The organism is Kitasatospora sp. NPDC056184 (assembly GCF_042268405.1).
Taxonomy (GTDB): Bacteria; Actinomycetota; Actinomycetes; order Streptomycetales; family Streptomycetaceae; genus Kitasatospora.
In genome coordinates, this window is record NZ_JBHJUI010000001.1 from 484,006 (window position 1) to 504,136 (window position 20,131).

Genomic DNA, 20,131 nt, shown 5'->3' on the forward strand with positions numbered 1-20,131 from the left:
CGTGGAGGGTCGTGCGGTGGGGCGCGTGGGGCGGGCGGAGGCGCCCGGGCGGTCAGCCGAGCGCGGCCGGGCTGCGCGGCCCGGCGGCGGCGCGCGGCCCGGCGCCCGCGCGGAAGGCGGCCGGGGCGGCCGGCGAAGGGCGGGCGGCCGCCGGGAGCCGGGGGCGCAGCAGCAGCGCGGGCGGCACCTGGTCGGGGAAGCCGAGGCGGAGCAGCCCGTGGCCGATCCCGGCCAGCCCGGTGAGCAGCCCGGGATGAGGGACGTGGTCGGGGGTGCCCGAGCGCGCGCCGTCCTGGTCGACGGCGGCCAGCAGCGCCCCGGCCCGGCGGACCCACGGGGTGCGGCCGGCGGCCGGACCGTGCCGGCCGAGCAGCTCCAGGACGCCCGACTCGCCGTGGCAGAGGCTGTGGTCGCCGAGCGGCGCGGCGCGGGCGGTGTTCCGGACGGCGCGCTGGGCCCAGTCGGCGAGCTGCCGGTCGGCGAGCGCGAGCGGGCTGTCCACGACGGCGAGCGCGATGCCGGGGCGGCCCCGGCACCAGGAGCCCTCGCGGGAGCGGACGGCGGTGGCGGCGTGCAGGGCGGCCAGGCCGGCCCGGTGGTGCGGGCCCTCGGGGGGTTCGCCGACGGCCTCGGCGTAGCGCAGCAGGGCCCAGCCGACGCCGGCCGAGCCGTGCGCGAACCCGGTGGCCGCGGTGGCGGGATGGGCGGCGAGCCGCTCGGCGCAGCGGCCGGCGGCGATCAGCGCGGCGGCGGCCGTGGCCCGTCCGTCCGGTCCGTGCGCGGCGGCGCCGTCGGCGCCCGCCGCGTGCACGGCGAGCAGCGCGGCGAGCCCGCCCGCGGTGCCGCTGTGCACTCCGGGGTCGTCCTCCCGCTCGGCGGCGGCCGCCGTCAGCGCCACCGCCGGGCCGATCCACGCGGCGACCGGCGGATCGTCGAGCAGCCGGGCGAGTTCGGTCAGCGCGTAGGCGATGCCGCCGAGGCCGGCGTACCCGCCGGAGCCGACGGCGGCCGGGTGGTCGGGGTGGGCGGCGAGCGAGTCCAGCAGCCCGGGGACGGGCACCAGCGCCCGGCGGGCGACCTCGGCGTAGCGGTCGGTCCCGGTGAGCGCGGCGAGCTGGGCGAGGAACAGCGCCGTGCCGGTGTAGCCGCCGGCCAGGTCCGCGCCGAGCGGCCGCACCCGCCAGTAGCGGTCGGCGAGCAGTTCGAGCCCGAGCCAGTTGGTGCGGGAGCGGCCCTGGTAGGCGGCGGCGACGAGCTGGTCGCCCAGGCCCCGGGCGGCGGCCAGCAGCCGTTCCGGTTCGGGGGCGGTGGCCCAGACGTTCTCGGGGCCCGGGCGGCCGGGCCGGTGGGCGGGGGTGCCGGCGGCGCCCGCCATGGCCGCGCGGACGATCCACTCCTGGTCCTTGCGGTCGACGGCGCCGAGCGCGGCGAGCTTGACCTCGGCCCGGGCCAGCCCCGCCTCGGCCAGTTCACCGGGCAGCCGGCGCCCGTCGGACGTCCACAGGTCGCGCGAGCCGGGCCGGGTGGTGAAGAGCGGGACGTCGCCGGCCCACAGGTCGGCGACCTCGTGGCCGGCCAGCCCGGGGTGCCCCGGATCGTCGACCGCGTCCGTGCGCAGGAGGTCGAGCACGGCCTGCCGGGCGCCCGCCTCGCGCAGCACGTCCGGGTGGGTGGACTCGTCGAGCAGCCGGGCGTAGACCCGGGTGGCCCGCGGCACCACCCGCACCTCGGCGTCCGCGAAGCAGCGCAGCAGCCCGCGCGGGCCGGTGAGTTCGTCCCGGCCCTCGGCGAGCGCGGTGTACCCGGCGCGGAAGCCGGCCACCAGCGCTTCGGTGTGCTCGGCGGGTTCGACGGGCGCGCCGCCCAGCCGGGGCCGGTTGTGCGCCTCGCCGAACGGTCGGGGGCGGCGCACCAGGCGCATCTCGTCGGTGCCGGCGGCCGCCCAGTCCACGCCGTCGACCGGGGACAGCCGCCGCCCGGTGCAGCCGCCGCCGATGCCGGAGACGTCCACGGCGCCGTCGTCGCCGATCAACAGCTGCGGCAGCAGGCCGACCCGGTGGACGGACCCGGCGAGCGCGCGGGCCGCCGGGTCCCCGGCGAACCCGGCGGCGGAACCGGGGACCGCCGGGTGGAACAGCGTCTCGACGTCCACCAGCACCGGCTGGTCCCCGCAGGCGACCAGGTTCTCGAAGTGCAGGTCGGTGCTGTCCAGGACGTGCAGCAGGGCGAGCAGCGCGCCCAGGCGGCGGTAGAAGCGCTCGACGTCGTAGCGGGTCAGGCAGGGGCGGGCCTCGGCGTACTCGACCCAGCCGTGGGAGCCGCGGTCGATCACGCCCAGCGCGCGCAGCCGGGGCACCCCGGGCCGCCCGCCGTACCAGCCGAGCAGCGTGTTGAAGTGCCGGTGCGCGGCGGGCGGCCGGGGCCGGTGGACGACGGCGGCGCCGTTGGCGAAGTGCAGGACGGCGACGGCCCGGCCGCGCCGGTGGCGGTCGCCCGCGTCGGCGGTGACGGCGACCAGCGCGCCCGGGTCGCGGCCGCGCAGCAGTCCGGCGACCAGCAGCGGCCGGTCGGCGGTGAACCGGTCGAGCAGCTCGGCGTGGGCGTCGGCGGCGTCCAGGCAGGCGCGGGCCAGCAGCCGGGCCAGCACGGGGTAGTCGCGCAGCAGCGCGGCCAGGCCCTCGCGGCGGGCGGTCAGCGCGAGGAACGAGCGGAACCGCTCCTGCGGGGTGCCGCCGGCCAGCCGGCCGGCGCCGCGGGCGGTGTGGAGCTCCAGGACGAGGGCGCGCGCGGCGATCCGGGCCAGCCGCTCGGTCAGCCGGGCGGTGAACTCGGCGCGCAGGGCGGCCAGGTCGATCCGGCCCAGCTGGTCGGCGGCGCGCACGGCGGGGGAGAGCGAGGTCAGCAGCCGCACCTGCGCCCGGTCGGCGAAGGGCTGCAGGACGAGCGCGAAGCCGCTCAGGCCCGGGTAGGCGGCGCGAGGCACCATCGGGCGCACCGGCGCGGCGGCCACCGCGGCCTCGGTGAAGGCGGCCCAGTCCGGGCGGGCGGCCGGGACCGGCCGGCCCGGTGTCAAGCCCCGCTCCCACCACGGGGGGCCGCCGGCACGGGGGGACCGGAGACGGCCGGGGTGGGAGCGGGGAGCCTGGGCGGGGGCGGGGTGGAGCCGGTGCGGTTCCGGCGGCCCGGACGGTCCGGGGCGGGCCGGTCCCGCGGGTGGTGCGGTCGGTGCTGTGCTCGGTTCTGCGGCCCTCGTTGCTGATCCTGTCTCCGGTGCGGCCGTCGTCGGTGCGGCCGTCGGTGCGGTCGTCGGTGCGGGGAAGTCGCCGGGCATCGGAGTGTGCGGGAACGGTGTGGTCGAGCGGACTGCCGCAGCGACCGGGCCCTGAACCGGTCCTGCGCCCCCGTCGAGGCGCGTGCTGCGCACGGCGTCCACCTCTGCCACCACCGCACCTCCGATGCCGGGAGAGGGCCGCGCTGCCGTCGAAGGCGCTGCCCTCGTTGCTGATCCTGTCGCCGGTGCGGCCGTCGGGGCATGGGGGACGGGCCCCCATCTTTGTGACGGTCGGCCCGCACGATCCGCCGCGCCCCCGCCCATCGGCGGGGGCGGGCCCACTCCGGGTCCTACCTGCGGGCGAGCAGCAGCTGGGTGGCCACCGCGGGGCGGCCGTTCATCGTGAGCACCGCGAGCTCGCGCTCGTCGACCGGCTCGAACGCGGTGAACAGCCCGTCCAGCCACGCCCGGGTGTGGTGGCGGCAGACCGCGCCGTCGCTCGTCGTGAAGACCCCGAAGCGGCCGTGGGGCGCCTCGAACCGCCGGTAGCGCTCCTGGTTGCGCTCGTCCGGCTGGAGCAGGTAGTCGCTGACCTGGAGCAGGCCGCCGGGGCGCAGCACCCGGTGCAGTTCGGCGACCAGCGCCCGCTGCGCCGCGTCGTCCGGGACGCAGGTGAGCACGGCGAACAGGAAGGCCGCGTCGTAGCCGCCGTCCGGCCGCTCGATCCGCGGAGGGTCGGCCAGCACGGTGAAGCGGGCGGCGGGCTGCTCGGCGCGGGCGCGGGCGACCAGTTCGGGCGCCGGGTCCACGCCCTCGACGTCGGTGAAGCCGAGCGCGGTGAGCTCGCCGGCCAGCCGGCCGTAGCCGCACCCGTAGTCGAGCAGGGCGGCGCCCCGGTCGAGGCCCGCCGTCCAGGCGCGGTGCAGGGGATGGCCGAAGGTCTTGGTGGTTCCGGTGGAGTTCCAGTACGCGGACTGGTCGTCAGGGGCCGACATGGGCCGATGATGCCACGGGTGAACGGCCGCTGCGCGGCCGGGGTGCGGCGGGGGTGCGGCGGGGGTGCCGGGGCCGGTGGGCGCGGGCCGATGGGGCCGTTCGGCCCTTGTGAGCGGGGTGCCGGGGAGGGATGGTGATCGCCGCGTCGCAGTGCGGGGCCGCCGGGGGCGGGTCGGCGCGGCAGGACCAGAGTGTGGCGGAACGGGAAGAGGCCTGAGGTGGGCGAGTTGGTCACGGTGCGGGTGTGCGAGGGGATTTCGCGGGGCTTCGCGGCCGATGCGAGGGCCCGGATCGCCGCCGTGGTGGGAGGGGCGGACGCCCTGGTGGAGTCGCTGCGGGTGCGGGTCGGGACGATCGGCGCCGCGCCGTCCGCGGGCGGGGTGGACCGGGCCGGCGTGCTGACCCAGGTCAACGCCGAGGTGGACGGCCGGCGGATCCGCGTCCAGGAGGCCGCGGCCGACCTCGGCGAGGCGCTGGACCGGCTCGCCGACGGACTGCGCGCCCGGATGACCGCCGCCGCCTCGGGCTGGACGCCCCGGCCGTGGCCGCGCCGGGTCCGTACCCGGGCGCTGCTGCCGGTGGTCGACTCCGGGGCGCCGGCGGCCGCGGAGGCCGCCGTCGCGCGGGTCGGACTCCCGTACCCCGCCCGGCCGCAGTCCGTCGTGCGGCGCAAGCAGGCCCAGCTGGTCTGGTGCTCGCCGGACGCCGCGGCCCGCACGATGGACGCGATGGACTACGACATCCACCTGTTCACCGACCCGGCGACCGAGACCGACGCGGTGGTCTACCGGGTCGGCCCGACCGGCTACCGGCTGGCCCGCACGGTGCCGGCCGGACCGCCCACCAGCCCGGCCGTGCCGCTGACCCTCAGCCCGTGCGGCGCCCCGGAGTTGACGGAGGACCGGGCCGTCGAGCGGCTGACCGCCGCCGACCTTCCCTACCTGTTCTTCGCCCACCCCGGCTCCGGACGCGGCCGGGTGCTCTACCGGCGCTTCGACGGCGGCCTCGGCCTGATCGCGGCCGCCTCGTGAGCGACGACACCTTCCGCCGCCGGCTGCGCGCCCGGCGCCGTTCCGGCGGCGCGGTGCCGGCGCCCCGCCGCCCCGGGGCACCGGCGGGCCGGCGGCCGCCCGCCGAGGCGCCGCCGCGCGAGCTGGTGCCGCTGGAGCGCGGAGAGGCGCTGCGGCTGCTGGGCAGCGCGCCGTTCGGCCGGATCGTGTTCACGGTCCGGGCGCTGCCCGCGATCAGGCCCGTCAACCACCTGTTCGTCGACGACGCCATCGTGATCCGCACCCACGACGGCGCCGCGCTGACCGCGGCCACGCTGGGCAGCGAGGACGCCGGGGTGGTGGTCGCCTACGAGGCGGACGCGATCGACCCGGTGACCCGGCTCGGCTGGAGCGTGGTGGTCACCGGCTTCGCCCGGCCGGTCACCGACCCCGCCCGACTGGCGCGCTACCGCGCCCTGTTGAGCCCCTGGGTGAACGCCTCGATGGACCACACGGTGGCCATCCAGCCCGACCTGGTGGCCGGCTACCGGCTCATCGCGGGCACGGCCGCCGCCTCCTGACCAGGGGCCCGCGATCCGCCCCGACGCGGGCCCCGACCCGGGTCCCGGTCCCGGACGCCCCCCTCCCGGGCGGGGTGTCCGGTCCACCGGGACCCCGGCGCGGAAGAACGGTTCCGCGCCCCGCCGGCGCGGCCGGGAGAACGTCAACTCTCCCGGCCGCGCCGGTATTTCGTCTTCCCTCGCCCCCCGGGGACCCGCCGGGCGGCTGGGCGACGCCCGGGCGGACAGTGGTCCCGGCCGGGGGCCCGGATCCGAGGCCCACCGGCCCGGGCCCGCTGGGTCCAACGGCCCTAGGGCGCACGGGTGGTGCGTTCCGATCATGGATCGCTATCCATCCGCAGAAGTTTTCGAAGGAGTGCGTCCTTGAGCGCCATCGAGGCACGGGGCGACAGCGCGCCGCCGCCGTCCGCCGCCCGACCGGGACAGGCACGGGTCAAGCGACCCGGCTCGTCCGTGGTCCGGCTGCTGACGACCACCGACCACAAGACGATCGGCACCATGTACCTGGTGTCGTCGTTCGGTTTCTTCCTGATCGGCGGCATCCTCGCCCTGGTCATGCGCGCCGAACTCGCCCGGCCGGGGACGCAGATCCTCTCCAACGAGCAGTTCAACCAGGCGTTCACCATGCACGGCTCGGTGATGCTGCTGCTCTTCGCCATGCCGCTGTTCACCGGTTTCGCCAACTGGATCATGCCGCTGCAGATCGGCGCCCCCGACGTCGCCTTCCCGCGCCTGAACATGCTGGCCTACTGGCTGTTCATGTTCGGCTCGCTGATCGCGGCCGCCGGCTTCGCCACCCCGCAGGGCGCCGCCGACTTCGGCTGGTTCCTCTACGCGCCGCTGTCCGACGCGATCCACTCGCCCGGCGTCGGCGCCGACATGTGGATCATGGGTGTGACGCTGTCCGGCTTCGGCTCCATCCTCGGCGCCGTCAACTTCATCACCACGATCATCTGCATGCGGGCCCCCGGCCTGACGATGTTCCGGATGTCCATCTTCTGCTGGAACGTCCTGCTCACCTCGGTCCTGGTGCTGCTGGTCTTCCCGGTGCTGGCCGCCGCGCTGCTGGCCCTGGAGTGCGACCGCAAGTTCGGCTCGCACGTGTTCGACCCGGCCTCCGGCGGGGCCATGCTCTGGCAACACCTGTTCTGGTTCTTCGGCCATCCCGAGGTGTACATCCTGGCGCTGCCGTTCTTCGGCATCGTCTCCGAGGTCATCCCGGTCTTCAGCCGCAAGCCGATGTTCGGCTACTCCGGCCTGATCGCGGCCACCATCGCGATCGCCGGCCTGTCCGTGACGGTGTGGGCCCACCACATGTACGTCACCGGGCAAGTCCTGCTGCCGTTCTTCTCCTTCATGACCTTCCTCATCGCGGTGCCCACCGGCGTGAAGTTCTTCAACTGGGTCGGCACCATGTGGAAGGGCTCACTGAGCTTCGAGACGCCGATGCTGTGGACCGTCGGCTTCCTGGTCACCTTCCTGTTCGGCGGCCTGACCGGCGTGCTGCTCGCGGCCCCGCCGATCGACTTCCACGTCTCCGACTCCTACTTCGTCGTCGCGCACTTCCACTACACCCTGTTCGGCACCGTGGTGTACGCGATGTTCGCCGGCTTCCACTTCTGGTGGCCCAAGATGACCGGCAGGATGCTCGACGAGCGGCTCGGCCGGATCACCTTCTGGACGCTCACCATCGGCTTCCACAGCACCTTCCTGGTCCAGCACTGGCTCGGCGCCGAGGGCATGCCCCGCCGCTACGCCGACTACCTGGCCTCCGACGGCTTCACCACGCTCAACACGGTGTCCACCATCGGCTCCTTCCTGCTCGGCCTGTCGATCCTGCCGTTCCTCTACAACGTCTGGAAGACCGCCAAGTACGGCGAGAAGGTCACCTCCGACGACCCGTGGGGCTGGGGCCGCTCCCTGGAGTGGGCCACCTCCTGCCCGCCGCCGCGCCACAACTTCACCAAGCTGCCGCGGATCCGCTCCGAATCCCCGGCCTTCGACCTGCACCACCCGGAGATCGCCGCCCGCGACTACCTGGACCACCACGGCGAGCGGGCCAAGCACCTGGTCGGGGTCGTCCCCGCCGCGTACGACGTGCCCGGCGGGCGCGGCTCCCGCGCGCTCGACGGCGGCGCGGCGACCGGCCGTCCGGACGACGGCGGCTGACGGCCGACCGCTGACGGTCGACCGGCGACCTCTGACCGCCGACCGCTGACGGCCGACCACCGATGGCTGACGGCCGTTGACGGCCCCAGCCCCCAGAACGCCGCTCCCGCCCGCGCGTCGCCCCCGGGCGGGCGGGAGCGGCCCCTCCGAACCGCCCGAGGCTTGAGGAGTGCACGGCCCCATGTCCCACATCGTCCTGGCCATCGGCACCGCCGCGATCACCGCGTCCGGCTGCGTCTGGTACCTGCCCGCCATCGCCGACCTCCAGGCCGGCGAGGACCGCCCCCGCTCGGCCCGCACGGCCGCGGCCGCCTGCGTGACCTGGTGGGCCGGCCTGGCCCTGGCCGGCGGTCTGCTGCTGGCCGTGCCCGACTGGGAGCCCGCCGCCCAGATCGCCCTCGCGGGCCTGGTCGCCGGCGTCCTGCTGCGGGTCCGCGCCCACCTCCAGAGCCGGCTCGAACAGCGCGAGGAGGCCGTGCGCTGGGCCCTGATCGACCCGAGCCCCGCGCCCCTGCCGGTCCACCCCTCGCCGCGGGCCCTGCTCGGCTGGCTGCTCGTCGGCCTGGCGATCGCCTCGCTCGGCGCCGTCTCCATCCTGCTCTCCGGCGGGCCGCTCGCCCCGCGCCTGGCCGCCGCCGCGGGCAGCGCGGTCGCCGTCTCCACCGCCTTCCTGCTCATCGGTCTCGGCAACGCCCGCCGGCACCGCGCCTGACCACCCTTGACTGCACTTGAAGGATTCTGACTGATCGTCATCTTTCTTTCTTCATGCCCTTGCTGGGGCGTGTCCGGTGCGGATATCAATCATCCGGAGATCGATCAGGTGACCGGGGTTTCGCCCCGGACCGTCGAGAGGAGTGTTCGATGACCGCCACCGCCGCCCCGAGCGAGGTGCTCCGGCAGTTCGTCCAGCTCATGGGCAAGGGCCCCGACGAGGCGGTGGCCGACCTGGTCACCACCGACGCCGTCTTCGAACTGCCCTACCTGCTGCCGGGCGTTCCCCCGCAGCGGCCCGGTCGGGAGGCCTTCGTCGAGCACCTGCGCCGGGGTGCGGCGATGCAGCGCTTCGACGCCGTGGACCGGGTGAGCGTGCACGGCACCACCGACCCCGAGCTGGCCGTCGCCGAGTACCGCCTGCACGGCGAGGTCCTGGCCACCGGCAAGCGCTTCACCCTCGACATGGTCGTCTTCGCGCGGGTCCGGGGCGGGCTGATCACCTGGTCGCGCACCTACTCCAACCCGCTGGACAGCGCGGTCGCCTTCGGCGCGGTCGAGCGGGTGCTCTCCTCCCTCACGGAGAAGTAGCGCCGCCCGCGCGCCCGGATCCGGGCGCGGATCCGCGCCCGGATCTGCTTCCGGGGTGCGAGCGTGGCCGGAATGGGGCCGTTCGACCCTGGGCTGGGCCCGGACGGTGCGGCATGATGCGATGGACCCGGTGTGTGGTGTGCCGGGCGAGAAGAGGGTGGAGCCGCGACATGGCGAGCGAGACGACCGGGACCGAGACTCCGGCACCGGTCAGGGTGTTCCTGCTGGACGACCACGAGGTGGTGCGCCGCGGCGTGCACGACCTGCTGGACGGCGAGCCCGATCTGGAGGTGGTCGGCGAGGCCGGCACCGCCGAGCAGGCGCTGGTCCGGATCCCCGCGCTGCGCCCGGACGTCGCCGTTCTGGACGTGCGCCTGGGCGACGGCGACGGCGTGGCCGTCTGCCGCGAACTGCGCTCCCGGATGCCCGACCTGGCCTGCCTGATGCTCACCTCCTTCGACGACGAGGAGGCGCTGCTCGACGCCGTCATGGCGGGCGCCGCCGGCTACGTGCTCAAGCAGATCAGCGGCACCGACCTGGTCGCCGCCGTCCGGACCGTCGCCTCCGGCCGCTCGATGCTCGACCCCGGCGCCGCGACCCGGCTGCTCAACCGCCTGCGCAGCGAGGCCGAGCCCGCCCAGCCGTCCAGTGGCGGCCCGGAGCTGACCGCGCGCGAGCAGGAGGTGCTCGCGCTGATCGGCGAGGGGCTGACCAACCGGCAGATCGGTGAACGGCTCTTCCTCGCCGAGAAGACGGTCAAGAACCACGTCTCCCGGCTGCTGGCCAAGCTCGGCGTCGAGCGGCGGGTGCAGGCGGCGCTGATCGCCACCGAGCTGCGCCAGTCGGCCGCCGCAGACCGGTCGGCGCACCACCCGCGCGTGCTCGGCCGCGGCTGACGCCGCCGCCCCCCGACCCGGCCCCGGTCGCCCGCCCGCCTGCGGTGACCGGGGCCGTTCGCCGTCCGGGCGGTCGCCCACCGGTCGGCCGCTCGCCCTCGGGCCGTTCGCCCTCCGGCTGGCCCCCTTCGCCCCCGGGACGTTCGCCGTAGGCCGGGCGGGACTCTCGGCGGGACCATCGGCCCTCGCCCGGATCGGGCCCCGGGGGCGACGATCGCTGCTATGAACGCCGATCCTGAAGCCGCGCCCGTGCAGGTCGAGCCACGGGTCCGGCCGCACCCCCGCCGCACGCGGGAACTCGACGAGACGCGGGCGCTGGAGCTGTTGGGCCGAACCGGGGTGGGCCGCGTGGTCTACACCGTGGGCGCCCTGCCGGCCGTCCTCCCGGTCCGCTTCCGGCTGGACGCGCTCGGTGGCGTCCTGCTCTCCACGGCGGCCGACTCCGAACTCGCCCGGGCCGTCGACGGCGCGGTGATCGCGTTCGAGGCCGACGAGGTGGACGGCACCGACGGCACCGGCTGGTGCGTCACCGTCCTCGGCCGGGCCGAGCTCCGCGAGCCGTCCGCCACCCCGTCCCCGTCCCCGTCGGTGTCCCCGTCCTCGGCCGCCGGCGCCCGGGTGGAGATCCGCATCGCCCCCGAGCTGGTCGTCGGCCGCGACCTGATGCCCGATCCGTCCTGAGGCCGGGCGTCGCCGGCGGCGCCCTCGGCCCGGACGTCGAAACGCCGCCCGGTGATCCGCCGGGCGGCGTTTCGCTGCCGCCTCCGGGGCGGCTCGCTGCGGCGGGTCCCTGTCGGGCCCCGTGGCTCACAGGTTCAGCGGTGCCTGCCAGACCAGGCGGGTGCCGCCGCCCTCGGCCGGGAGCAGCTCGAAGGTGCCGCCCGTCCGGTCGGCGCGCTCGGAGAGGTTGCGCAGGCCGCTGCGGCGCCCCCCGGCGGGCACGCCCACGCCGTCGTCGGTCACGGTGAGCGTCACCGTCCCGCCGACCGCGCGCAGTGCCACCTCGACGCGGCTCGCCCGGGCGTGCCGGGCGGCGTTGCTGAGCGCCTCGCCGAGCACAGCCATCACGTGCTCGGCCAGCTCCTGCGGCACGTCGGTGTCCAGCAGGCCCTCCATGCTGAGCCGCGGCGCGAAGCCGAGGGTGGCCTGCGCCTCGCCGACGACCCGGGTGGCGCGGGCGCGCAGCCCGCGGTCCGGCTCGCTGTGGGCGCGCAGGCCGAAGATGGTCGAGCGGATGATCTTGATGGTCTCGTCCAGGTCCGCGACCGCCCGGCTCACGCGGTCGGCCGCGCTCTGGCTCTCGATCAGCCGGCCCGCGCTCTGCAGCGTCATCCCGGTCGCGAACAGCCGCTGGATCGCCAGGTCGTGCAGGTCCCGGGCGATCCGGTCGCGGTCCTCCAGGAGGGTCAGCTGCTCGGCGTCCCGCCGCCGCTCGGCCAGCTCCAGGGCGAGCGCGGCCTGGTCGGCGAAGCCCAGCAGCGGGCCGGTCTCCTCGGCGGTGAAGGGCGGGCGCCCGCTCTCCCGGGCCAGCAGCAGCACACCGCGTCCGAAGCCCTCGCCGGTGCCGAGCGGCACCGCCACGGCCGGTCCCAGCCCGGTGAACCGCCCGGGCGGCCCGGCCGGGAACCGCTCGTCGCCCTCCAGCTCGTCACTGCTCGCGAGGGAGCCCGAGGCGTACGCGGCGCCGGACAGCGTGCCGTCCACAGGCACCGTCACCCCGAGCCGGGCCTCCGGTCGGCCGCCCAGCGCCACCTCCACGGTCAGCTCGGCGGCCCGCTGGCCCGGATCGGCCAGCGCCACCGACACATCGGCCAGCTCGGCGCCCGCGATCTCCCGGGCCCGGCGCGCGATCAGCTCCACGACCTCCAGCCGGGGCGCCCCCGACAGCAGGCTGCGGGTGATCTCGGCGCTCGCCTGCAGCCACCGCTGCTGGCGCTGCGCCTCCTCGTACAGCCGGGCGTTGTCGATCGCGACCCCGGCGGCCACCGCCAGCGTCGAGATGACCGCCTCGTCGTCCGCGTCGAAGTCCAGGCCGCCGCGCTTGTCGGTCAGGTAGAGGTTGCCGAACACCTCGCCCCGCACCCGCACCGGCACCCCGAGGAAGGTGTGCATCGGCGGGTGGTTCGGCGGGAAGCCCACCGAGGCCGGGTGCTCGGAGAGCATCGGGCAGCGCAGCGGCTGCGGGTCGCGGATCAGCTCGCCGAGGATGCCCTGGCCGGTCGGCGGCGGGCCGATCGCGTCGATCTCCTCCTGGCTGAGTCCGACCGTCAGGAACTGGGAGAGCGTGTAGCCGTCCGCGCCGATCACGCCGAGCGCGGCGTAGCGGGCGTCGACCAGGTCGGCGGCGGCCTCGACGATGCGGTGCAGTGCCTGGGAGAGGTCCAGCTCGCGGCCGACCGCGAGCACCGCCTCCAGCAGGCTGTGCACCCGGTCCCGGGTGCCGCGCGCCGCGTCGATCCGCCACTGGAGCTCCTCCAGCAGCTCGTCCAGGCGCAGCTGCGGTATCCGCGGGCCGCCGACGGCGGCGGGCGCGGGCGCGGGCACGGCGGCGTTCACGGCCCCGGCCCCGGCCCCGGCGCGGGCGTCGGCGGGTATCGCCGGGGCGGCTGCCGCCGGAGCCTGGGCAGCCGCGGTGGTCGGGGCGGCTCCGGTCCGGGCGGTTCCGGCGTGGGCGGGGCAGCCGGGCGGCGGGGCGCCGTCCGCCCGTTCGCGCTGGTCTCCGCCGGTGCCCGCCCGCGTGTTCTCCGCGCCGCCCACCGGCGTCCTCCTCGTGTTCCCGTGCTGCTGGTCCGGTCCGTGACCGGTCGGCGACCGGTTCGGATTGTCGGATTCACGTTAGTGCCGTGGGCATGTGCGCGGAACGCCGGGGTCGGTCATGAACGCGCCGGACGGAGTGCGATCGGCCACTCGCGCGCCGGTTTCACGCCGCCCGCGCCGCCCGCGCCGTCCGGCGGCCGGGTCGTGGGACCTACGGCCCTGGTCCAAGGGCCCTGCGGCCTCTGGTGGGCCGCCCGGCCCGGGACCAGGGTGGTGACAGAGGCCGACGGTGCGTCAGCGCACCCCGGCCGCCCCGACCGGAAGCCACCCGAAGGCCCGCCCCGCGCGGTGGGCCGCAGCGGAAGGAACCCCCATGACGCCCGCAGTCCTGGCCGGAGTCGACGGATCGCCCGAGAGCACCGCCGCCGCCCACTGGGCCGCCGAGGAGGCGCTGCGGCGCGGGGCCCCGCTGCGGCTGCTGCACGCCTGGCCCTGGCTCACCGACGGCCGCGCCTCCTTCGCCGGCCCCGAGGACCTGCCGGTCGCCGCCCAGCGGATGCTGACCGGGGCGGCCGAGGAGGTCCAGGCCCGGTACCCCGGCCTGACGGTCCACACCGACGTGGTGCTGGACGCCGCCGTGGACGGCCTGGTCGCCGCCGCCGAGGACGCCGGCCTGCTGGTGCTCGGCTCGCGCGGCCTGGGCGGCTTCACCGGGCTGCTGGTCGGCTCGGTGAGCATGGCGGTCGCCGGGCGCGCCACCGTGCCCGTGGTGGTCGTCCGGCCGACGGGAGAGGCCGCCGAGTCGGGCGCCGAGCCGGCTGCGGAGGCGGCCGGAGAGCCCTCGCAGGAGGCCGCGCCGGCCGAGGTGCTGGTCGGCGTGGACGCCACCGCGCCCGACGACGCGGTCCTCGACTTCGCCTTCCACGAGGCCGCCGTGCGCGGCGCCCGGATCCGCGCCGTCCACGGCTGGGACCTGCCGCCCTCCTTCGCGGTGGTCGGCTTCCTGCCGTCCGGCACCGAGATGGCCCAGCTCCAGGCGGCGGAGGAGAAGTCCCTGGCCGCAGCCCTGGCCGCGCACCGCGAACGCCACCCCGCCATCGAGGTCGTCGAGCAGGTCCGCCTCGGCGCCGCCCGCACCCTGGTCGAGGACTCCGCGAGCGCGGCCCTGGTCGTGGTCGGCCGCCGGCGCCGCCCGTACGACCTCGGCCCCCGGCTGGGCCGCATCGCCCACGCCGTGCTGCACCACGCCCAGGCGCCGGTGGCGGTCGTCCCGCACGACTGACCCCCTGGGCGCGACCCCTGGACGCACGGCCGGCCCGTTCGGGGCGGGACCGGCCGTGCACCGCCCGGACGGCATCCGGGCCGTTGGACCCTGTCGCCGGTGACCCGCCCGGCGCACCCTCGGGAGTACCGGGACTCGCGTCCGCGCCGACCGTGGCGACCGGCTCCGGAGCGTCGAGGCAAGGAGAGGATCACCATGACCCAGTCAGCCCTCACTCCGGCCGACCTGCGACTGCTCGCCGCCGCGGGCGGCGCGGCGCCCTCGCTGCACAACAGCCAGCCCTGGCGGTTCCGCCCCACCCCGGACGGGGGAGGGATCGAGGTGCTCGCCGATCCGGACCGCTCCGTCCCGCTCGCGGACGCCAACGGCGCCGCGCTGCACATCGCGGCGGGCGCCGCCCTGCTCAACCTCCGGGTCGCGGCCGCCCGGCTGGGCCGGCGGGCCGCCGTCCGGCTGCTCCCGGACCCGGCCGAGCCGCGGCTGCTGGCCGTCCTCGACCTCGCCGGGCCCACCGCCGGCGAGGACTCCCCGGCGGCCGGGCCGTTCGGACGGGACCTCTACCCGGCGATCGCCGAGCGCCACTCCAGCCGTCAGCCGTTCACCAACCGGGACGTCCCCGAGGCGGTCGCCGCGGAGCTGATCGCGGCCGCCCGGGAGGAGGGCGTGGCCCTCGCCGTGCTGGAGGAGGGCGGGGTGCGCCGGGTGCTGGAGGTCACCGCCGAGGCCGAGGACCGGATCGCCCACGACCCCGCCCGGCAGGCCGAGACCCGTTCCTGGCTGCGGCCGGACACCGGCGAGGCCCCCGCCGACGGCCTGCCGTACGCCGTGCTCGGCCCGCAGGACCACGACGCCCGGGTCCCGATGCGCGAGTTCGCCGGACGCCCGCCGCACCACGAGGGGCCGCTGCAGCCGTCCCAGCGCTTCGAGGCGCTGCCCCAGCTGTGCACGCTCGCCACCGCCGGGGACGGCCCCGCGGACTGGCTGCGCACCGGGCAGGCGCTGGAGCGGGTCTGGCTGCTGGCCACCGTGCACGGGCTGCGGCTGACGGTGCTGCACCAGGCGGTCGAGTGGCCGGATCTGCGCTGGCGGCTGCGCGACCCCGCCGAGGGGCCCGGCCACGTCCAGCTGGTGCTGCGGGTGGGCTACGGCCCGCCCGGGGCCGCCACGCCGCGCCGGCCGCTGGCGGACGTCCTCGACCCGCCGGTGTCCGGCGGTCCGGCCCCGGCGTAGCGACGACCCGGGAGCGCGCCCGCCCGGCGGACGCGCTCTCCCGGGGCCGCCGGGACCCGAGGGGGCGGACCCGGGAGATCCGGGCCGAAGCGGTCCAGTGCCGTCCGCGCTGCGCGCCGGCGCCGCGGGTCAGGTGGCCGCGCAGGGAGGACCGGTCGCTCTCCCCGCGCCCTCGACGGGGAGGACGGACGCGCGGCCCGGCGGGTTCACCGCACACGACGTCCGCCCCGCCGCCACCCGAACGGGCGGCGGCGGGGCGGACGTCGTCGTGCTGCGCGGGTGCGGCGCGCGGTCAGGAACCCATGCTCGCGAGGTCCTTGATGTCCTGGTAGCTCATGCCCAGCTTGTTGTAGAGGCGCACCTGCTCCTCGCTCATGGCGCCACCGGCGGTCAGTTCCTTCACCTGGGCGTCGGTGAGCGGCGCGGCAGCCGCGTCCGGGCCGTCGGCGCCGGGTCCGTCGGTGCCCAGCGGGCCGCCGCCGAGGAACCCGCCGAGCAGGCTGCCGAGGTCCTCCGACGTGACGGTGGCGGCGCCGGCGGGGGCCTGGACCGCCGGGGCGTCCTTGCCGAACGCGATCCTCAGCGGCAGCGGGGTGCCGGGGCCGGCCTTCTCGGCCAGCTGGGCGAGGTCGAAGGTCACGGCCGACAGCGCGCCGCCGTCGAGGAAGAGGTCCAGGGCCAGGTTGCGGTCCGGCACGTCCTTCGGGGCGGTCTTCGGCAGCTTGCCGAGGTCCGGGATCTCCTTGGTGAGCGGCTCGAAGGCCTTCAGCAGGTCGTCCGCGAGCTTGCGGGCCGGGGCGGTGACGGTGATCCGCTCCTTGCCGTCCTGCTTCCCCTTGTCCTCGAAGGACAGGTCGTGGCTGAGGATGTCCTTCAGCGACGCGGCCAGGCCGTCGGAGAGCTTGGGGTCGAGGGTCGGGGTGGGGGAGGCCCCGTTGGCGCCCGTGCCGCTCGCCCCGCCGGCCCCCTTGAGCTCCTTCGTGTCGAAGGAGACCCAGGTGCCCTCCAGCGCGCCCTTCAGGGTGGCGGGCAGGTCCTTGGTCAGTTCCTTGACCGCGGAGGGGTCCTCGCCGACCAGGCGCGCGAAGCTGGGGAGGTCCGCCCGCGCGTAGGCCCGGTTGCCGATCTGGCGCAGCTCGAAGAGCGACGCGTCGCCCTTGCCGGTGAGCGCGACCGAGGTGGAGAGCGAGGCGTCGGCCGCCGCGGTGCCGTCGGCGCCCTTGGACGGCTTGACGTCCTTCAGCGGCTTGTCCGCGCTGACCGCGACGGACAGGCTCACGGCGGACAGCGCGGCCGCGCTCTCCTTGTCGATCTTCTCGCCGGTGGCCGCCCCGAACGCCTCGATCTGGTCGGCGGTGGCCTCGACCGACAGCTTGGCGCTGAAGGACTTGCCCCGGCCGAGCTTGTCGAAGGCCGTCGACACCTTGTCGGCGGCGCTGAGCTGCTGCACGGTGCCGCAGGCGGCGAGCCCGGTGGCGAGAACGGCGCTGCAGGCTGCCGCGACCAGGGTGGTGCGGGCGGACCGGCGTATCACGGTGTTGATGGCGGTGCTCCTGGGTGTGACGGCGGGTGCGCGAGTGCGTCCGGCACGACGTGACGACGTGACGCGTGACGACGTGGCACAGACAAGCACAGGCGGATCGGTTCGGGCACCCCATTTGCCGGCGCCCTCCTCGGGACGGGCACAAACTACCGGACCGCACCGACAGCAGCCCGGCCCCCCTCGGCGGAGAGGCTCAGCCGCCTCCCCGCCGCCCGCCGGGAGGCCGTACCTCCGCCTTGACCCGCAGCTGCGGGCTGTTGCGGAAGCTGAGGGTGAACTCCACCCACTGTCCGACCTTCAGCGGGGGCGGATTGGTGATCATCAGATCGGCGTCCTCCGGGGACATCACCAGCTCGCCGCGCTCCGGCACCGGCAGCGCGGGGGCCGCCTCCCACCGGCCCGAGGCGCCCTGGTGCAGGTGCCGCTTCAGCGTCACCTTGCCGCCGAACTCCCAGCTCGCGGCGGTGAGCTCGTCCGGTATGTCGCCCGGGTTGCGCACGGTGAAGAAGGCGGCCGTGGCCGGAACCCCGCCCGCCGCGGGCAGCAGCAGCCAGCCCGGTTCCACCTCGACCGGGCGCGCCGTCCCGGCCCCGCCGATCGCCGTCCACCCGGAGAGCAGAGCGAGCGCCACCGCGGCCGCCGCCACCGGCGGCCCAGCCACCCGCAGCCGCTCCGCGGTCCGTCCCGACATCCGTCCCGCCATCCGTTCCTGTGCCCGTCCCACCGGCCGCCCCGCCGTCGGCCCGCTCACCACGCCGCACCCGCCGAACGCCGCGCCCGGGCCGGCCGTCGCGCCGCGCCGCCGGTGGCATCGCGGGCGCCGGGACCGCCGCCGCGACCGCCGTCCCCGTGCCCGTTCCCGCGCCCGTCCGCGCCGCCGCGCCCGGGGCGCCACGTCCGCAGCCGCAGGCTGTTGCCCACCACCAGCAGCGAGCTCAGCGACATCGCCACCGCCGCCAGCATCGGGTTCAGCAGCCCCACCGCCGCCAGCGGGATCAGCACCACGTTGTAGCCGAACGCCCAGAGCAGGTTGACCCGGATCGTGGCCAGGGTGCGCCGGGCCAGCCGGACCGCGTCCACCACCGCCTCGATCTCCCCGCGCACCAGCGTCAGCCCGGCCGCGCCGATCGCCGCGTCACTGCCCGAGGCCAGCGCCACCCCGAGGTCCGCCGAGGCCAGCGCGACGGCGTCGTTGACCCCGTCCCCGACCACCGCGACGGTCCGCCCGGCGGCCTTCAGCTCCGCGACCACCTCGGCCTTGCGCTCCGGCGAGGCCGAGGAGTGCACCGCCTCGATGCCCAGCTCCGCCGCGACCGACCGGGCCGCGCCCGGTCCGTCCCCGGTCAACAGCACCGGCTCCAGACCCATGCCGCGCAGCCGGTGCAGCGCGCGCCAACTGCCCGAGCGCAGCGTGTCGCCGACCGCCAGGACGGCCGCCGGCCGCCCGTCCAGCTCGACCACCACCGGTGTGCGGCCCGCTTCCGCGGCGTCCGCCAGCGCCCGCTCCAGCTCCTCCGGCAGCGGCCCGCCGGCGTCGTCCGGGCGGACCACCCGCACCCGGCGGCCCTCGACCTCGCCGGACACCCCGACTCCGGCGGTGGCCGTGAAGTCGGCCACCGCCGGAAGGGGCTCGGAGCCGCACCGGGCCCGGGCCGCCCCCACGACGGCCCGCCCGATCGGGTGCTCCGAACGGTGCTCGACGGCTCCCGCGAGCCGCAGCACCCGCTCCTCGTCCACCCCCGCGCCGGCGGCCACGGCCACCGCGGCGAGCTCCATCCGACCGGTGGTCAGCGTGCCCGTCTTGTCCAGCACCACGGTGTCGACCCGGCGCAGGCTCTCCAACACCTCGGGGCCGCGCACCAGCACGCCCAGCTCGGCGCCGCGCCCGGTCGCCGCCAGCAGCGCGGTCGGCGTGGCCAGGCCCAGCGCGCACGGGCACGCCACCACCAGCACGGCGACCGCCGCCGTCACCGCCGCCTGCGGGTCGGCGCCGGCGCCCAGCCAGAAGCCCAGCACGCACACCGCCACCGTCAGCACGCAGGGCACGAACACCCCGGCGACCGTGTCCGCGAGCCGCTGCGCCCGCGCCTTGCCCGCCTGGGCGTCCGCCACCAGCGCCGTGATCCGGGCCAGTTGGGTGTCCGCGCCGACCGCCGTCGCCCGCACCACCAGCGCCCCGCCGACGTTCACCGTGGCGCCCGCGACCTGGTCGCCCGGGCCGACCTCCACCGGCACCGACTCGCCGGTCAGCAGGCTCAGGTCCAGCGCCGAACCGCCCTCGACCACCACCCCGTCGGTGGCCACCCGCTCGCCCGGCCGGACCACGAACTCCTGCCCCGGCAGCAGCCGCTCGATCGGCAGCAGGCGCTCCTCACCGTCGCGCGGATCGCGGACGCAGACCTCCTTCGCGCCGAGTTCGGCGAGCGCCCGCAGCGCCGAACCGCTGCGCTGCCGGACCCGCCCCTCCAGCAGCCGCCCGGCCAGCACGAACAGCGGCACCCCGACGGCCGCCTCCAGGTAGACGTGCGCGGTGCCGCCGCCGTCCGCGGTCAGCGAGAACGGCATCCGCATGCCGATCTCGCCCGCCCCGCCGAACAGCAGCGCGTACGCGGACCAGCCGAACGACGCGAGCACGCCGAGGCTCACCAGGGTGTCCATGGTCGCCGCGGCGTGCCGCAGGCCCTGCCAGGCCCGGCGGTGGAACCCGGCCGAGCCCCAGCTCACCACCGGCAGCGCCAGTCCGAAGCAGACCCACTGCCAGGCCGCGAACTGCAGCGAGGGCACCATCGACAGCACCACCACGGGCACGGCCAGCAGGGCCGTGACCAGCAGCCGCGTGCGGTCCGCGGCGTCCTCCGCCACCGGACCGGCGGACGGCACCCCCTCGGGCGCCGGCTCGGCCGTGTACCCGGCCCGTTCGACCGCCGCGACCAGCTCCTCGACACCGACCCCGGCCGGGTGCAGCACCCGCGCCCGCCCGGTGGCCAGGTTCACCCCGGCGCTCACGCCCTCGATCCGAGCCAGCCGCTTCTCGACCCGGCTCACACAGGCCGCGCAGGTCATCCCGCCGACCGCCAGGTCGGTGCTCACGAGCGCCCCGGCGTCCCCGCTGCCC

General features: G+C 76.7%; 15 protein-coding genes. 9 read left to right on the forward strand and 6 right to left on the reverse strand.

The window, feature by feature from the left end:
- Positions 1-52: 52 nt before the first annotated feature.
- Entirely contained in the window at positions 53-3,073 is a 3,021-nt protein-coding gene (locus ACFC0B_RS01590; RefSeq protein ID WP_376080604.1) for a type 2 lanthipeptide synthetase LanM family protein, read from the reverse strand.
- 548 nt (positions 3,074-3,621) lie between these two features.
- The gene (locus tag ACFC0B_RS01595; RefSeq protein WP_376080607.1) at positions 3,622-4,266 is read right to left on the reverse strand and encodes a class I SAM-dependent methyltransferase; all 645 of its coding nucleotides are present in this window, start codon (positions 4,264-4,266) and stop codon (positions 3,622-3,624) included.
- Positions 4,267-4,485: 219 nt separating this feature from the next.
- On the opposite strand from ACFC0B_RS01595, the gene ACFC0B_RS01600 reads away from it, so the two are divergent.
- From ACFC0B_RS01600 to ACFC0B_RS01630, 7 genes are all read left to right on the forward strand, one after another.
- Complete coding sequence (locus ACFC0B_RS01600) at positions 4,486-5,298, forward strand: sigma 54 modulation/S30EA ribosomal C-terminal domain-containing protein (RefSeq protein ID WP_376080610.1); 813 nt, start codon at positions 4,486-4,488, stop codon at positions 5,296-5,298.
- Between the two features lie 53 nt (positions 5,299-5,351).
- On the forward strand, positions 5,352-5,837 hold the full coding sequence (locus tag ACFC0B_RS01605) for a pyridoxamine 5'-phosphate oxidase family protein (RefSeq protein WP_376082341.1): 486 nt from the start codon (positions 5,352-5,354) through the stop codon (positions 5,835-5,837).
- A 498-nt stretch (positions 5,838-6,335) separates the two neighbouring features.
- Positions 6,336-8,006, forward strand: coding sequence for a cytochrome c oxidase subunit I (gene ctaD / locus ACFC0B_RS01610; RefSeq protein WP_376082344.1), 1,671 nt, complete (start codon positions 6,336-6,338; stop codon positions 8,004-8,006).
- Between the two features lie 181 nt (positions 8,007-8,187).
- Positions 8,188-8,718 carry a hypothetical protein gene (locus ACFC0B_RS01615; RefSeq protein WP_376080613.1) on the forward strand — a complete coding sequence of 177 codons (531 nt, stop codon included), beginning with the start codon at positions 8,188-8,190 and terminating at the stop codon, positions 8,716-8,718.
- 149 nt (positions 8,719-8,867) lie between these two features.
- On the forward strand, positions 8,868-9,308 hold the full coding sequence (locus ACFC0B_RS01620) for a nuclear transport factor 2 family protein (RefSeq protein WP_376080614.1): 441 nt from the start codon (positions 8,868-8,870) through the stop codon (positions 9,306-9,308).
- A gap of 170 nt (positions 9,309-9,478) precedes the next feature.
- A complete protein-coding gene (locus ACFC0B_RS01625; RefSeq protein WP_376080617.1) occupies positions 9,479-10,204 on the forward strand; it encodes a response regulator in 726 nt (241 codons plus the stop codon).
- A gap of 222 nt (positions 10,205-10,426) precedes the next feature.
- Positions 10,427-10,885 carry a pyridoxamine 5'-phosphate oxidase family protein gene (locus tag ACFC0B_RS01630; RefSeq protein WP_376080620.1) on the forward strand — a complete coding sequence of 153 codons (459 nt, stop codon included), beginning with the start codon at positions 10,427-10,429 and terminating at the stop codon, positions 10,883-10,885.
- A 126-nt stretch (positions 10,886-11,011) separates the two neighbouring features.
- Here ACFC0B_RS01630 and ACFC0B_RS01635 read toward each other — a convergent pair whose 3' ends face one another.
- Positions 11,012-12,748, reverse strand: coding sequence for a GAF domain-containing protein (locus ACFC0B_RS01635; RefSeq protein WP_376082347.1), 1,737 nt, complete (start codon positions 12,746-12,748; stop codon positions 11,012-11,014).
- A 586-nt stretch (positions 12,749-13,334) separates the two neighbouring features.
- Here ACFC0B_RS01635 and ACFC0B_RS01640 point away from each other — a divergent pair.
- Both ACFC0B_RS01640 and ACFC0B_RS01645 read left to right on the forward strand, forming a co-directional pair.
- Positions 13,335-14,243, forward strand: a complete 909-nt coding sequence (locus ACFC0B_RS01640) for a universal stress protein (protein WP_376080622.1) — start codon at positions 13,335-13,337, stop codon at positions 14,241-14,243.
- 195 nt (positions 14,244-14,438) lie between these two features.
- Positions 14,439-15,473 carry an Acg family FMN-binding oxidoreductase gene (locus tag ACFC0B_RS01645; RefSeq protein ID WP_376080625.1) on the forward strand — a complete coding sequence of 345 codons (1,035 nt, stop codon included), beginning with the start codon at positions 14,439-14,441 and terminating at the stop codon, positions 15,471-15,473.
- 292 nt (positions 15,474-15,765) lie between these two features.
- Here ACFC0B_RS01645 and ACFC0B_RS01650 read toward each other — a convergent pair whose 3' ends face one another.
- The 3 genes from ACFC0B_RS01650 to ACFC0B_RS01660 form a co-directional block, all read right to left on the reverse strand.
- Positions 15,766-17,007, reverse strand: coding sequence for a hypothetical protein (locus ACFC0B_RS01650; protein ID WP_376080628.1), 1,242 nt, complete (start codon positions 17,005-17,007; stop codon positions 15,766-15,768).
- A gap of 202 nt (positions 17,008-17,209) precedes the next feature.
- The gene (locus tag ACFC0B_RS01655) at positions 17,210-17,707 is read right to left on the reverse strand and encodes a copper chaperone PCu(A)C (protein WP_376080631.1); all 498 of its coding nucleotides are present in this window, start codon (positions 17,705-17,707) and stop codon (positions 17,210-17,212) included.
- Positions 17,708-17,763: 56 nt separating this feature from the next.
- Positions 17,764-20,079 carry a heavy metal translocating P-type ATPase gene (locus ACFC0B_RS01660; protein WP_376082350.1) on the reverse strand — a complete coding sequence of 772 codons (2,316 nt, stop codon included), beginning with the start codon at positions 20,077-20,079 and terminating at the stop codon, positions 17,764-17,766.
- Positions 20,080-20,131: the final 52 nt, after the last annotated feature.

What these genes read in the sequence shown, in the direction of transcription:
- ACFC0B_RS01595 (WP_376080607.1), bottom strand. Translation starts at nt 4,266, where the DNA reads ATGTCGGCCCCTGACGACCAGTCCGCGTACTGGAACTCCACCGGAACC.
- ctaD (WP_376082344.1), top strand. Translation starts at nt 6,336, where the DNA reads ATGTACCTGGTGTCGTCGTTCGGTTTCTTCCTGATCGGCGGCATCCTC.
- ACFC0B_RS01615 (WP_376080613.1), top strand. Translation starts at nt 8,188, where the DNA reads ATGTCCCACATCGTCCTGGCCATCGGCACCGCCGCGATCACCGCGTCC.
- ACFC0B_RS01620 (WP_376080614.1), top strand. Translation starts at nt 8,868, where the DNA reads ATGACCGCCACCGCCGCCCCGAGCGAGGTGCTCCGGCAGTTCGTCCAG.
- ACFC0B_RS01625 (WP_376080617.1), top strand. Translation starts at nt 9,479, where the DNA reads ATGGCGAGCGAGACGACCGGGACCGAGACTCCGGCACCGGTCAGGGTG.
- ACFC0B_RS01630 (WP_376080620.1), top strand. Translation starts at nt 10,427, where the DNA reads ATGAACGCCGATCCTGAAGCCGCGCCCGTGCAGGTCGAGCCACGGGTC.
- ACFC0B_RS01640 (WP_376080622.1), top strand. Translation starts at nt 13,335, where the DNA reads ATGACGCCCGCAGTCCTGGCCGGAGTCGACGGATCGCCCGAGAGCACC.
- ACFC0B_RS01645 (WP_376080625.1), top strand. Translation starts at nt 14,439, where the DNA reads ATGACCCAGTCAGCCCTCACTCCGGCCGACCTGCGACTGCTCGCCGCC.
- ACFC0B_RS01655 (WP_376080631.1), bottom strand. Translation starts at nt 17,707, where the DNA reads ATGTCGGGACGGACCGCGGAGCGGCTGCGGGTGGCTGGGCCGCCGGTG.
- ACFC0B_RS01660 (WP_376082350.1), bottom strand. Translation starts at nt 20,079, where the DNA reads ATGACCTGCGCGGCCTGTGTGAGCCGGGTCGAGAAGCGGCTGGCTCGG.